The sequence below is a fragment of the Synechococcus sp. A15-127 genome, from assembly GCF_014280215.1.
Lineage (GTDB): Bacteria > Cyanobacteriota > Cyanobacteriia > PCC-6307 > Cyanobiaceae > Parasynechococcus.
Map to the genome: position 1 here is coordinate 343,319 of NZ_CP047948.1, position 13,880 is coordinate 357,198.

Annotated in this window: 11 protein-coding genes and 1 tRNA gene; 6 read left to right on the plus strand and 6 right to left on the minus strand. The window is 61.0% G+C overall.

Features of this window, described 5'->3' with window-relative positions:
* Window positions 1-19: 19 nt before the first annotated feature.
* Complete coding sequence (locus SynA15127_RS01760; protein ID WP_186484775.1) at window positions 20-1,705, minus strand: phosphodiester glycosidase family protein; 1,686 nt, start codon at window positions 1,703-1,705, stop codon at window positions 20-22.
* A 103-nt stretch (window positions 1,706-1,808) separates the two neighbouring features.
* Here SynA15127_RS01760 and gltB point away from each other — a divergent pair, with 103 nt between their 5' ends.
* Both gltB and SynA15127_RS01770 read left to right on the plus strand, forming a co-directional pair.
* Window positions 1,809-6,413, plus strand: coding sequence for a glutamate synthase large subunit (gene gltB / locus SynA15127_RS01765; protein ID WP_186484776.1), 4,605 nt, complete (start codon window positions 1,809-1,811; stop codon window positions 6,411-6,413).
* A 17-nt stretch (window positions 6,414-6,430) separates the two neighbouring features.
* Window positions 6,431-6,739: a YciI family protein gene (locus SynA15127_RS01770; protein ID WP_186484777.1), complete on the plus strand. Its 309-nt coding sequence runs from the start codon at window positions 6,431-6,433 to the stop codon at window positions 6,737-6,739.
* Here the strand turns inward: SynA15127_RS01770 and lipA are convergent.
* Entirely contained in the window at window positions 6,717-7,586 is an 870-nt protein-coding gene (gene lipA / locus SynA15127_RS01775) for a lipoyl synthase (protein WP_186484778.1), read from the minus strand. The two genes, SynA15127_RS01770 and lipA, sit on opposite strands and share 23 nt — an antisense overlap.
* An 83-nt stretch (window positions 7,587-7,669) precedes the next feature.
* Here lipA and SynA15127_RS01780 point away from each other — a divergent pair.
* Both SynA15127_RS01780 and SynA15127_RS01785 read left to right on the plus strand, forming a co-directional pair.
* A tRNA-Pro gene (locus tag SynA15127_RS01780) sits at window positions 7,670-7,743 on the plus strand.
* A 44-nt stretch (window positions 7,744-7,787) separates the two neighbouring features.
* Window positions 7,788-7,982, plus strand: a complete 195-nt coding sequence (locus SynA15127_RS01785) for a hypothetical protein (protein ID WP_255475541.1) — start codon at window positions 7,788-7,790, stop codon at window positions 7,980-7,982.
* Window positions 7,983-8,643: 661 nt separating this feature from the next.
* Here the strand turns inward: SynA15127_RS01785 and SynA15127_RS01790 are convergent.
* A complete protein-coding gene (locus SynA15127_RS01790) occupies window positions 8,644-10,077 on the minus strand; it encodes an iron uptake porin (RefSeq protein WP_186484779.1) in 1,434 nt (477 codons plus the stop codon).
* Between the two features lie 36 nt (window positions 10,078-10,113).
* On the minus strand, window positions 10,114-10,272 hold the full coding sequence (locus SynA15127_RS01795; protein ID WP_186484780.1) for a hypothetical protein: 159 nt from the start codon (window positions 10,270-10,272) through the stop codon (window positions 10,114-10,116).
* A gap of 181 nt (window positions 10,273-10,453) precedes the next feature.
* Between SynA15127_RS01795 and SynA15127_RS01800 the strand changes: the two genes are divergently transcribed.
* Complete coding sequence (locus SynA15127_RS01800; protein WP_186485525.1) at window positions 10,454-11,002, plus strand: helix-turn-helix domain-containing protein; 549 nt, start codon at window positions 10,454-10,456, stop codon at window positions 11,000-11,002.
* A 292-nt stretch (window positions 11,003-11,294) separates the two neighbouring features.
* Here SynA15127_RS01800 and SynA15127_RS01805 read toward each other — a convergent pair whose 3' ends face one another.
* Both SynA15127_RS01805 and SynA15127_RS01810 read right to left on the minus strand, forming a co-directional pair.
* The gene (locus SynA15127_RS01805) at window positions 11,295-11,879 is read right to left on the minus strand and encodes a ferritin (RefSeq protein ID WP_186484781.1); all 585 of its coding nucleotides are present in this window, start codon (window positions 11,877-11,879) and stop codon (window positions 11,295-11,297) included.
* 165 nt (window positions 11,880-12,044) lie between these two features.
* A complete protein-coding gene (locus tag SynA15127_RS01810; RefSeq protein ID WP_186484782.1) occupies window positions 12,045-13,058 on the minus strand; it encodes an extracellular solute-binding protein in 1,014 nt (337 codons plus the stop codon).
* Window positions 13,059-13,183: 125 nt separating this feature from the next.
* Between SynA15127_RS01810 and SynA15127_RS01815 the strand changes: the two genes are divergently transcribed.
* A complete protein-coding gene (locus SynA15127_RS01815) occupies window positions 13,184-13,849 on the plus strand; it encodes a Fe2+-dependent dioxygenase (protein WP_186484783.1) in 666 nt (221 codons plus the stop codon).
* The last annotated feature ends 31 nt before the right edge of the window (window positions 13,850-13,880 follow it).

A 13,880-nucleotide genomic window follows, 5' to 3' on the forward strand; every position in this document is an offset into this window, starting at 1 on the left:
GCCCCCACAATGACAGGCCTCAGCCGGGGACCAGGCCCAGGCCGTTGTGGATCCGGGGCGAGCTGCCGCGTCCGTTCATCAGGCTGCGACCGGCCACGTCCATGGTGGTTGAACTGCCGCCATCCAGGTTGAGGGCATCCCGCAGCCCCAGCTGCTGCATGGCCAGGGTTGTCTCCAGCAGGGTCGGATCGCTGCCGGTGGACCCGCGCAGGGTGAGCAGCCACGTGCCGCCCTCGCCGCTGCCGACCACGGTGCGGGGCGCCGACAGGCTGAGAAACCCCGGGCTGAATCCTTCTCCGCGGCCGTTGAGCACCACGCGGCCCTCCTGCAGCAGGAGGGGGCCGCCTCCGAGCACGTTGCTGGACTCCCCGAGCATGCTGTTTGCCCGCAGCCGCAGCGTGACCCTGTCCCCGGGTTGAGCCGGCAGCCGCGCACCACCGCGGGCGACCACCAGATCCGTCTGTGCCGCCAGTGGAACCCCCCGACGTAGTGCTGCGGATGCATAAAGGGTCTCGACGATTCCGTCGCGCACCAGCAGCGCCTGCTCCTCGCCGCTGAGGGCCCGGTACACCGGTCCCCAGGCGCGGGTGTAGCGGCTGAGGCCCTTCTGCACGTAGCCGCTGTTGAGATAGCCGAGACCCCAGCGGCGTCCTCCATTCACCACCAGGTCCTGGTCCAGCCGCAGCCGTCCGAACTGCAGCGCGCTGTTCTGGTTCCAGGCGATCACGCCACGATTGAGGATCGGTCCGGACAGCCAGACACCATTACGCCGCAGCGCACCGAGCGGGAGCTGGCGGATCCGGTTGAAATACCCGCCGTTGACCCCGATCACCGCACCGGCGGGGCGCGTCAGCTGAGGAAGGAAGCGCAGGCCCTGCTGGCTGCCCACCATCGTCAGGGGTTTGAGCTTCAGTCCAAGGTTGGGCAGGTCGCCTCCGGCCCGCAGCACTTCCAGCGGCTTCACCCCAACGGTCACCTGGCGGCGCTCCAGCACCAGCCCGCGGCGCACCAGGCCCGCTACAGCGGGATGGCTCAGGGGCAGGGGGGTCTGTTGCTGAGCCCTCACGGCCTCGGCTGCCGGCTCCCCGAGGCCGTCGAGCACCACGCGCCAGGGATCGGCCAGGGTGAGTGTGCTCAACCGGGTTGCCTGGCCCTGCAGGCGCAGTCCGTTCTCGGTCTGGCGCGGTTGCAGCCCCAGGGTCCGCAGCAGGCGTTGCTGGCCAGGGTTGCTGCGGAAATCCAAAAGCAGATCGCTGCCGAGCCGTTGCACGAACACCGGTCCATCGAGGTCGAACACCACCCGGCCGGCGTTGCTGCCCTTGCCACGTCTGAGGCGCTGCAGCAGTGGTGCCGGAAGCTCCAGCAGCAGCTGACGGCCGCGGGTGCTGCTCCGGACCCCCACCGCCCCCAGCCAGTCCGCCACCTCCAGCGCCACTTCATCACCGAGGGGCCGCTGCGGAATGCTCTCCAGAGGACGTTGCTCGCCGTACCACTCCAGGTTTCCGTTCTCGAGACGGCTGAAGCCCAGCTGACCCTCCAGCAGATCCAGAGGCAGCCAGAGTTCATCGGGCTGGTCATCGCGCTGCCCCTGCCACTGCCAGCCTCCCGACAGGCGCTGGCCGGCGATCAGGATGCGGTTGCCGCTGCGGCTGGCAGCAAAACGCACCTCCGGCGGAGGTTCAGGCAGCTGGGCGAGGGGCAGCATGGAAGCGCGTGGGAAGCGAAAGGCGCCTGCCTAGGATCACTGGAAGAGATGGTTTCTGCAGAGGACGTCGCTGCAGACCCAAGTGTTTGTCCGGTCTCCGCCCATGCCCGAATCCACCTGTCCCGCAGCGTTCTGGCCCTATCGGGACAGTCCAGCGCCCGAGTCGGTCGCGGGAGAGAAGGATGCCTGCGGCGTTGGATTCCTGGCGCAGCTGTCGGGTGAGACCAGCCACTGGGTTCTGCAGCAGGCTCTGCGGGGTCTCGGCTGCATGGAACACCGTGGCGGCTGTGGTGGTGACGGGGATTCCGGCGATGGCGCAGGGGTGCTCTGCGAAATCCCATGGACATATCTGAGGGCGTTCTGGCCTGATGCGGCATCGGCGAAAGGTCTTGGAATGCTGTTCATGCCTCAGGACCCCGGCAAGCGGGACCTGGCGCGTCAGTTCTGCGAGGACGAAGCTGCGGCTCTGGGGCTGAGCTCCGCCGGTTGGCGGGTGGTGCCGGTGGATCCCGCTGTGCTGGGACCGATGGCGCGGCAGACCGCACCCGTGATCGAGCAGTGGCTGCTGGCCGGTGATGCCGAGGGCGATGCCTTTGAAGCGCTGCTGCTGCGTCTGCGCCGCCGGATCGGTGCCCGCGCCCGAGAGGCCTGGGGCTTCGAGGGCTCGCTGGATGTCTACGTGGCCTCCTTGAGCAGCCGCACCGTTGTGTACAAGGGCATGGTGCGCTCCGAGGTGCTGGCGCAGTACTACGCCGATCTGCGGGACCCCCGCTTTGAAGTGAGCTTCGCGGTCTATCACCGCCGCTTCAGCACCAACACCCTGCCCCGCTGGCCCCTCGCTCAACCGATGCGGTTGTTGGGTCACAACGGTGAGATCAACACCCTGTTGGGCAACCTCAACTGGGCGAAGGCCTCAGAAGCCAGCCTTTCGGAGGTCTGGGGAGATTCAGCGGCTGACCTCAACCCGGTGGTCAACCCGAGCTTCAGCGACTCGGCCAATCTCGACGCCACGCTTGAGCTGATGGTGCGCAGTGGCCGCTCGATCACTGACAGCCTGATCACGCTGGTGCCGGAGGCCTTCCGCAATCAGCCCGATCTCGACAGCCGTCCGCAGGTGACGGCGATGTACGAGTTCAATGCCGGCATCCAGGAGCCCTGGGACGGTCCCGCCCTTCTGGTGTTCGCCGACGGCAAGCGGGTGGGCGCCACCCTGGATCGCAACGGTCTGCGACCGGCCCGTTGGTGCACCACCGCGGATGGGTTCGTGATCATGGGATCGGAAACCGGCGTTGTGGATCTCAGCGGCAAGACCGTGGTCCAGAAGGGGCGCCTCGGTCCGGGCCAGATGGTGGCAGTGGATCTGGAGGCCGGGCAGCTGCTGGACAACTGGACCGTGAAGGAGGACGCCGCCGGGCGTTTCCCTTACAGCGACTGGCTGCAGCAGCACCGTCGCAGCGTCGCTCCCCAGCCCTGGACGAAGGAGCGCCAGATCGGCGAGCTGGATCTGCTGCGGCTGCAGACCGCCATGGGTTTCACCGCGGAAGACTTCGATCTGGTGATCGAGGACATGGCCGGTCTGGGCAAGGAACCCACTTACTGCATGGGGGATGACATCCCACTGGCGGTGCTCTCCGAGAAGCCGCACCTGCTGTACGACTACTTCAAGCAGCGCTTCGCCCAGGTCACCAACCCACCGATCGATCCCCTGCGCGAAAAGCTGGTGATGAGCCTGGAGATGCATCTGGGTGAACGTCGCCCGGCGCTGAAGCCCCAGGCGGAGGCCGCCGCGGTGATTCACCTGGATACCCCGGTGCTGAATGAAGCCGAGCTGGTGGCGATCAGCCAGCAGGGTCTGCCGGTGACAACCCTCTCGACTCAGGTGGCTGTTGAGGCCTGTGCCGGTGGCCTTAGCTCAGCCCTTGATGCGCTCTGCCAGGCAGCGGAGGAGGCAGTGCGCGGCGGCGCTCAGGTGTTGGTGCTGTCCGACCGTGTCGACCGTGCCGGTGCTCTGGCTCCGCTGACGGCCACCGTTGTGGCGATGCCGGCGTTGCTGGCGGTGGGGGCGGTGCATCACCATCTGCTGCGTCAGAAGCTGCGGCTGCATTGCTCGCTGGTGGCGGATACCGCCCAGTGCTGGAGCACGCACCACATGGCCTGCCTGATCGGTTACGGCGCCAGCGCTGTCTGCCCATGGCTCACCTGGGAGACCACCCGTCACTGGCTGGCTCATCCCAAAACACTGAAGCGGATCGAGCAGGGCAAGCTGCCGGCTCTGGACGCCGACAAGGTGCAGGCGAATGTGCGGGTGTCGTTGGAGAACGGCCTGCGCAAGATCCTCTCCAAGATCGGCATCTCGCTGCTGGCCAGCTATCACGGCGCTCAGATCTTCGAGGCGATCGGCCTCGGCGCCGATGTGATCGCCACCGCCTTCACCGGTACCACCAGCCGTGTGGCCGGCATGACCCTGGCCGAACTGGCCAACGAGACGCTGTCGCTGCATGCCAAGGCCTTCCCGGAGCTGAACCGCAGCAAGCTGGAGTTCATGGGCTTTGTGCAGTACCGCACCGGCGGTGAGTACCACCTCAACAGTCCGGACATGGCCAAGGCCCTGCATGCGGCCGTGAAGACCGGTCCGGGTTACGACCATTTCTCCACCTACAAGACCCTGCTGGAGAACAGGCCGGTCACGGCCCTGAGGGATCTGCTGGAGTTCAAGCTGGCGCCCACGCCGCTTCCCCTGGATCAGGTGGAAAGTGCCGAAAGCCTCTGCAGCCGCTTCTGCACCGGCGGCATGAGTCTTGGGGCCCTGTCGCGTGAGGCCCACGAAGTGCTGGCGGTGGCGATGAACCGCATCGGCGGTAAGAGCAACAGCGGCGAGGGCGGCGAGGATCCGGCCCGCTTCCAGGTGCTCAATGATGTGGATGTCGAGGGGCGTTCGGCCGCATTCCCGAGCATCGGTGGCCTGCGTAATGGCGACACGGCCTGCTCAGCGATCAAGCAGGTGGCCTCAGGGCGCTTCGGTGTCACGGCTGAATACCTGCGCAGCGGCAGACAGCTGGAGATCAAGGTGGCCCAGGGGGCCAAGCCCGGTGAGGGCGGCCAGTTGCCCGGCCCGAAGGTCGATGAATACATCGCCTGGCTGCGCAACAGCAAACCTGGCGTGGCGTTGATCTCGCCGCCGCCGCATCACGACATTTATTCAATCGAGGATCTGGCCCAGCTGATCCATGACCTGCATCAGGTGCACCCCAAGGCCCCGGTGAGCGTGAAGCTGGTGGCCGAGATCGGCATCGGCACCATCGCAGCCGGTGTGGCCAAGGCCAATGCCGATGTGATTCAGATCTCCGGCCATGACGGCGGCACCGGTGCCTCACCGCTGAGTTCGATTAAACATGCCGGTAGCCCCTGGGAACTGGGGCTCACCGAGGTGCACCGCAGCCTGCTGGAGAACGGCCTGCGCGACCGGGTGCTGCTGCGCGCTGATGGCGGCCTCAAGACCGGTTGGGACGTGGTGATCGCCGCCATGCTCGGTGCCGAGGAATATGGCTTCGGCTCGGTGGCGATGATCGCCGAGGGCTGCATCATGGCGCGCGTCTGCCACACCAACAATTGCCCGGTGGGGGTGGCAACCCAGAAGGAAGCCTTGCGCAAGCGCTTCAAAGGTGTGCCCGAGCACGTGGTGAATTTCTTCTGGTACGTGGCGGAAGAGGTGCGTCAGCTGTTGAGCCTGCTCGGCGTCGCCAGACTCGAGGATCTGATCGGCCGCAGCGAGTTGCTTCAACCCCGTGCGGTGCAGCTGGCCAAAACCCAGGGTGTGGATCTCTCCAGCCTGCTGGCGCCGATCCAGGGCTCAGAAGACCGTGCCTGGCTGCGTCACAGTGCCGAAGCCCATGGCAACGGCCCGATTCTTGAGGATCAACTGCTGGCCGACGCCGAGCTGCTGGCGGCGCTGGAGAGCCACGGCTCCCTGAGCCGCACGATCGCGATCATCAACACCGATCGCAGCGTCGGCGCCCGCCTGGCCGGTGAGATCGCCCAGCGCCACGGCAACCGCGGCTTCAACGGGCAGCTGGATCTCACCTACCAGGGTGCTGCCGGCCAGAGTTTCGGCGCCTTTCTCGTGCAGGGCATGAACGTGCGGCTGGAGGGTGAGGCCAACGATTACGTCGGCAAGGGCATGAACAGTGGCCGCATCAGCCTGGTGCCTGCCGATGGCTGCGCTGATCCCGGTGATCAGGTGATCCTCGGCAACACCTGCCTCTATGGCGCCACCGGCGGTGAACTGTTCGCCCTCGGCCGTGCCGGCGAGCGCTTCGGGGTGCGCAACAGCGGTGCCCGCGCTGTGGTGGAGGGAGCCGGCGACCACTGCTGCGAGTACATGACCGGTGGTGTGGTGGTGGTGCTGGGCAGCACCGGCCGCAATGTTGGGGCTGGCATGACCGGCGGCGTCAGCTTCCTGCTGGATGAGGGTGATCGCGTCGTGCCACGAGTGAACCCTGAGATCGTGGAGGTCTGCAGCATCACCACGGCTGAGCAGGAGACCGTGCTCAAGGGCCTGCTGGAGGCTCATGAGGCGGCGACCGGCAGCAGCAAAGCCTCAGCGCTGCTGGCGGACTGGGCCGCGGCGAAGGGTCGTTTCAAGGTGCTGGTGCCACCGAGCGAGCGAGCGGCGATGGGGCTGACGCAGAAGCAGGCGGTGGCGGCCTGATCCGGCCGCGGCAACCTGTGGCCTGGTTCATTAAGCACGAAACCTTCACGCCGCAGACCGCCGAGCTGTCCCTGGACCAGCGGCGGTCGCACCTGGAGGCCCACCGGGCCTGGGTGGAGCAGCAGAGTGCAGCGGGCCGGCGAATCCGCAGCGGCTTTCTGGTGGATGAACAGCGCCGCCCCGGTGGCGGCGGGCTGCTGATTTTTGAGGCGGAGACCTACTCCGAGGCCCTGGCGTGGGTGCAGCAGGACCCGATGATCCAGGCCGATCTGGTGAGCTGGACGTTGCAGCAGTGGATCCCCGTCAGCGGGGATGGCTGGCCATGAGCCGCTGCACCTCACCGGCGTGATAGCTGCTGCGGGTGAGGGGGGTGCTCACCACCTGCAGAAAGCCCAGCTCCTCTTCGCCGACGCGGCGGTAGCGGTCGAACTGCTCGGGCGTCACGAAACGGTCCACCGCCAGGTGCTTGGGGCCGGGGGAGAGGTATTGGCCGATGGTGACGATGTCCACCCGATGGGCGCGCAAGTCGCGCAGAACATCGATCACCTCCTCGTCGGTTTCACCCAGACCCACCATCAGGCCGGATTTGCTGTAAGCGCTTGGCCAGCCCTGGCGCACCCGTTGCAGCAGCTCCAGCGAGCGGTCGTAAATGCCCTGGGGGCGGGCCAGGCGGTACTTGCGCGGCACCGTTTCGATGTTGTGGTTCAGCACATGGGGGGCGGCGGCCATCACGGTGGCCAGGGCGTCCCAGTTGCCGCAGAAATCGGGGATCAGCAGCTCGATCGTGGTGAGCGGTGAGCGCTGCTTCACCTGCTCGATGCAGGCCACGAACTGGGAGGCCCCGCCGTCGGCCAGGTCGTCGCGGTTTACCGAGGTGATCACCACGTGCTTCAGGCCGAGGCGGGCCACCGCTTCACCGAGCCGCTCTGGTTCGGAGGGGTCGAGGGCGCGAACGCTCTTGTCAAAATCGATGTCGCAGTAAGGGCAGGCGCGGGTGCATCCCGGCCCCATGATCAGAAAGGTGGCGGTGCCGCCAGCGAAGCATTCGCCGATGTTGGGGCAGCTGGCCTCCTGGCAGACGGTGTTCAGCTTCAGGTCGAGCAGCAGGTCGGCGACAGCGCCGATCCGTTCCCGCTGCGGGGCTTTGACGCGCAACCACTCCGGCTTGAGCACGGCTGAACAGGGTCAATCTCTAACCTTAATGGGGGCAAGGGATCTGCTGCCCGCCTGAGGGCCGTCTTCTACGATGGAACCAACGGGATGTAGCGCAGCTTGGTAGCGCACTTCGTTCGGGACGAAGGGGCCGCAGGTTCGAATCCTGTCATCCCGATTTTCAACGCCGATGGCGTTTTGAGTTGCTGAACAAGACTGGAGATGCTGGTGCAGGCTCTGCTGGCGCTTTTGATTCCGACGGTTCTGTTGCTGGGGCTGACCGCTTCAGTGGCCACAGGTCGATTGCGTTGGTCGAGCTCTGCTGAGTGGTTGCTGGCTCGCCAGAACAGGCTCTGGATGGGCGGAATCATTGCTCTGGCGGCGGCCGGTGCGGTGGCAGCGCTCAGCCAGAACTGACATGGCTCCGGATGTGCAGCGTTTCGTGATTGCCCAGCTGCTGGTGATCATCGTTCCTGTCGGGGTCCTGTTCTTCGTCTGGATTCGCATGCTGGGCAGATCCAAGTCCTGAACAATGATGTAATGCCAGACAACGAGTGTTGAACCGATGGCTTTGCTCGGAACCTGTAAAAGCAACACGCGTGAGCAGTGATTCCAGTGGAGATTTTCCGCGAAAAATAAAAACTCCCCTGGCCTTCACACCAAGGGAGCAGTCCCTGAACCTGGACACCTCTCCAGGCAATCCCATTAAACAGCAAGTGCTACAAAGCATGCTTCTGTTTGTGGCAGTTTGCGAAGGCGGTCTTTTTTGACGCTCATTGAAGGAATATTGAACACGGCGGTGTCATCCCCGACCAACACAACATGTGCTGTGGTTTGCGTTTTCAGCCCCTACCAACAGCGTTAGTTCCCCCAGTGCAGATCATCTGCACTGGGGGAATTCTTCTGCTTTGTCAGAAAATTGTGGGTGTCATCCGTCCCTTTTTCCTGCTCAGGCTGATGCCCATCGCCACCAATCAAGATTGAAAAAAACTGCTGGATTGAACTTGGTCATCTCACTCCATCCGCGTGAATGATCTGATGCTCTGGCTCGGGGTGATGGTCAGGCTCGTGGGCGTCCTCAGAACCGGAAACTGGTCTTCACCAGGGCTCCGAGTTGCTGAACCGTGCGTTGCGATGGTGATGCGTCCCCCAGCGGTCGGGTCAGCAGAAACAGAGCGGGAGTGACGTTGATGGAGTCGCTGATCGGCCAGGAGGTCCACCATTCCCACACCAGGCCGTCATCGATTGTGCTGGCGATCATCGGTTGTCCCACCCCCATGCCGATGCTGTTTCCATCGATCAGCCCATCGCTCCACTCAAGCCCGAGGCTCCAGGATTGACTGTCGCTGTCATGGCGGTTGTAACCCCACCCGCCACTGATCGATGGAAGCCAGCCACTCTGCTCCGGCTGCCAGGAGCCGCCGACGCCGAAGGCATGGGTGAAGCCCGGTGCGATCTGCTCGTCCCCGCTCATCAGGGCTGAGTAGATCACCGCCAGCCTCCAGCGTTCATGCTCGTATCCGACCTGCAGCGTCGCGGCACTGTCGGCATGGGCTGTTGCGATCCCGCCAGCGAGCGGGGAACTGCTGTTGCCGTTCGCTGCCACGTAGTTGAGCGACAGGCTCAGGTTGTCTCCTGGGCTCCAGCTGATGCCTGCCCCGGCGCCCAGTGTCTTGTTGTACGCCCCTGGAGCGCCATTGAGAGTCAGCACATCGAGGATGGCGTCAGCGGGGTACAGGCTTGGCCAGAGAGCGAGCATGTCTTCCTGCCCCACCCGTGGTCCGGCGGTGATGGTGAAGGCGTCACCGATGGGGAAGGAGTAAAAGGTTTTGTCGATCGCCAGAAGGTTCGGCGCGTCGCCCTCCTGAAACGCCATTTCCAGGGTGGCGAAGCTGCTGGGTCCCGCCCCTCCGAACACATTGCTGTCGCCATCAAAGTTTCCAGCACGCAGCACGGTGGTCAACAGGTCTTTCCCCGTGAAGCTGGTCTCCAGGCTGAGCTGCAGATCGTTGTTGAAGCTTGTCGCTCCGAAGCGTTGGTTGTTCTGCCCCACGAGGGCGTCGGCGGACCCCATGAACCGGTTTGCGCCCAGCACGATCGTCGCCAGACCGCTCAGCTTTGTGGTGGTGGAGAAGGACGGCCCGTTCAGTTCCCCGAGACGGGCCTCCACGGCGTCTGCGCGGCCCTTGAGGATGGCCAGTTCCGCTTCGAATTCCCGGATCAGGCTCCTGAGGGCATCCGTCGTCACGCTGACCTTGTTCAAGCAAGCCTGCAACAGAGCCGCTGCTTCGATACGGGTCATGGCTGTTTGGCGCCGGGCCATGCCATCGGGTTGGTCGGAGACGCATCTGTGCTGCTGGTTCAGTTGCGCCAGCACCCGATAGGTCCAGTCCTCCGGGGTCAGATCCATCCAGCGGCTGAGGCGGTTCAGTGACTCGCTGGCTTCGGCCGCCAGTGGTATCAGGAGGCTGACGGTCAGCGGAACGATCAGGCATCGGCGGAGATGGGCCAAACGCGGTGTCCTGACGAAATGAGCTTCAACCCCTACTCAACCGAATTCGCAATTGAATCTCCGATCGACGGGGTCGCTGTTCGTATTGCCCTCCTGCAGATGCCGTGCATCACCCATTTGGCGTGCATCGGCGTCAAGCTGTGGTGCTTTTTGCACCACAGCTGCATTCAGCACGCTGCTGTTTTGGGTCGACATGCCTGTCCTGGCCTCCGTTTGAGGCAGGTCGAGGGGGGCATCGCCCTGTTGCGAGCCTTGTTGAGAATGACTTGCAATCGCGACTTGATCTCTGTACTCTTGCAATCAATTCTCAGTCTCGTTAGCTGTGATGGTTTCTGCGTACAGGTTTCTGCCGGATGACCCGGCAGCTCCGATGGCAATGCCGCGGATGCAGACCGTGCTTCTTGATCCGGCAGCGCGAGGCCAGGCCAGTGTTCTTGAGGTGATGGAAGGGGTTTGCAGGGTCTATTGCCCCTGCGAGGAAACAGAAGGGATGACCTTGGCCTTCCTGCAGTCCGGTGATCGGCTTCGTACGGATCGCCTTTGCAGTGATGGAGCCTGCGTCGAAGCCCTCACGGCTCTGCGGTGTCGCCGGGATTCCGTTGGTGAGAACGAGATCGGAATTGATGCGGTGAACGAATGGACGTTGCAGCTCTTACGCATCCGCCATCTCGGTCAGGCCGAACAACGGCTTCATGCACTGCTGGCCTTGCTGGTCAATCGTCTTGGTCTGAGGTGCAGTGATTCCTTCCAGCTGCCATTCCGCCTCACCCACGACCGATTTGGTGAATTGATCGGAGCAACAAGGGTGACGACAACTCGCCTGATGTCGAAGTGGCGACAGTCTGAATTGGTCGATTTCAGTGGTGGGAATCTTTCGATGAGCTTTTCACCGGAACTCATTGAAAGCGCACCGCTCTCATTCTGATGGCTCCAATGAACCGGTCGGAAAGCATTCTTTCGAGCCTTTGTGAGGAGGCTGAATGGATTTGGAGGCGAATGAAAGCATGCGAACGCTCGCTGACCCGTTGCCATGACCACATCCTGCAAGGCCGGCTTTGCGCTGAATGCCGCTCTCTTCGTGCACGATGCCAAGAACTGAATGCGGCCGGTTGCGCCCTGGCCCGATATGGGCACGCCGATTCTTGGCAACTCAATTTACTCAACGAGCTCCTAGGGCGGATTAAGATCCACTCATCGAAATCTCAGATGTCTCCGCTTTATTGAAGAGATGCGGGCTGATGCTGATCCTGAGATAACTCATTGTCAATAATTAAAAGCGCTGCAGCCTGGCTGTCAGCAAAGCGAACACGCCCGAGGAGATGAGCAAATTCGTGTTCAGACTGCAGCTGTTGCTCAATGATTGGATCAAGAAAAACTGTGGTGCGGATATCAGTGGCTCTCTCCGCCATCGCGTAGAGCTGCTGAAGTGAAGCCGTGAGGTCACATTCCATCAGGAATGATGTGGACATGAGGTCCACAGGAGCCTCCCAAGTCTGATTCGGTGCCTCAAGAGCCTGAAGCACGACTGTTTGTCCACGGGCAATGAGGTAGTCACCAACGCGACCCGCATGTGAGTGCTCACTGGCTGATTCCTTTTGGAAAAAGCGAGAGAACCCACGTAATTCTCTTTCTGCGAACCAGATTGACGCTGCAAAGTAGGCGGTATGCGCCTGCCTCTCCATGTTCAGGTGTTGCTGCAGTCCATTCAGAAGATCCGAATCCATGGCCTCGGCCATGGCCCTCCCCATAGGTCCAACTGCAACAGATTGGGCTGTGGCCGAACCGGCTGTCGAGAACGTCATGACTCCCCATCACTGTAGATGGCTTTCATCATGCACACAAAACGAGCCATCTGTCGCCAACCAGCCACTAACTTGTGCGATTTTCACCTCGCAAAGTGTTAATGATTAGCATTCTCAATTGCTTTTAATTGTATGAGGCCATTCAAGTGAAAGGCAATGACTTTATTATTGCCAGCCGTTCTGAGCCATGATTTGTATTGCTTTCTTCTGAGTACTGCCCAACTTACTGATTGGTACATTGTCGGGATTGACAGACCCAAAGGCTTTGAGCTCCGCCGAAGTTCCGAAACCACGTAAGGGGTACTCATAAGTTGGGCCAGCCAATGCGTCACTTCCTTTTGGCGAAGCCAAATATTCAATCAGTTGAATAGCTTCGGTTTTATTTTCTGCGGACGCAGCCAGACCTGCAGCGCTGATATTGACGTGAGCTGGATTGGGCATAATGAGTTTGATTGACCTCGCAAGAGTCTGGTCCTTCCGACCGCTTTGACCCGCTTGCATTCTTGCTAGATAGTAATGATTAACGACGCCGATCCCGCATTTTCCTTGCCCTACGGCTCGAATCAGCGATGAGTCGCCACTATAAAAAGGTTGATTGATGTTCGAAACCATGCCCTTAATCCAATTTGAGGCACTGGCAGTTCCTTTCAGAATCATTTGATCGGCAACCAGCGACTGGTTATAGACATTTTTTCGTTTCCGTAGGCACAGCTTTCCCTTGAACTCAGGATTTGCAAGATCGGCATATGTTTTGATCGAACTTGGTTTGACAATCGCTGGATTGACGATGATTGCTCGAACACGCCGTGTTAATCCAAACCAGCGACCTTTCGGATCTCGATATTCCTTAGGCACATACTGATCGAGTTTATTGGATTGTATCGGCATTAAAAGGCCAGCTTCGGCTGCATTGTTAATTCTTGCCGAATCAACCAGTAAAATTATATCGGCCTTGGAATTCTTTCCTTCACGCTTTAATCTTTCGATCAAAGAAATGCCAGTTGCTTCAATTAATCGAATCTTGATGCCTGTTTCTTGGCTGAAGGCTTTGAAAGCTCTCCTGTCAGTGTTGTAGTGCCGTCCGGAGTAAATACGAACTTCTCTGGCTTCGGATGCGGATGCTGAGAACAGCTGACCAAGGATGAGCCCGAGCCCGCAAAGAATTGCTCCTTTCTTCATGGATCAGTTGAATTCTTTCCATATTAGCCTTGTAAACAGCAAATCAAGTGCCCTTTGGGTGCAGTTGGCGTGTCGAATGATCCCAGCTGCTCCGGCCTTATCATTCGTTAACCTCTTCACTAGGCATGGATTTTCTCATCACTTCGCTTTTGAATGTTGATGAAGCGTGCTCGTTGCGATTGTCGCTGGAGAGTGAAGAGCAGTTTTGGCTTGATGGCCGTCTGACGGCTGGTCGCCATGCCGCAGAGGTGAAACGCAATCGTCAGCTTTCGCCGGATTGTCCAGCAGCAACGAAAGCAGCTCAGTTCGTTAAGGACGCACTATGCGCAAACCAATTAATCAAGACTTATGGCTTAATTAAAAAGGTTCATGGCGTCATGTTTTCGCGTTGTGATCCAGGTGATGGTTACGGCTTGCATGTTGATAATCCTTTTACAAAGCAAGGCCGGCGAGATCTTTCCTTCACGCTCTTCTTGAGTGATCCCTCCCAATATCAGGGGGGAGCTCTTCGTATACAAGGCTTACAAGATTCAAGTGAGCATCGTCTCCTTCCAGGACAGGTGATTCTTTATCCCAGTTCCAGCCTGCATGCTGTTGATTCCGTAAATTGGGGAAGACGCATTGTTTGTGTGGGCTGGATTGAGAGTCATGTGAAATCCAGCGAAGATCGTGCGTTACTCTTTAATCTCGAATGTGGTGCGAGAGGATTGCTTGCTCGCCATGGTCGTTCAGACGAGCTCGATCTGATCTATCAGTCCTACAGCAATGCTGTTCGGAGATTGGCGGACTAAAAGTCAAGTAACTTTTGTTACAGGACCATGT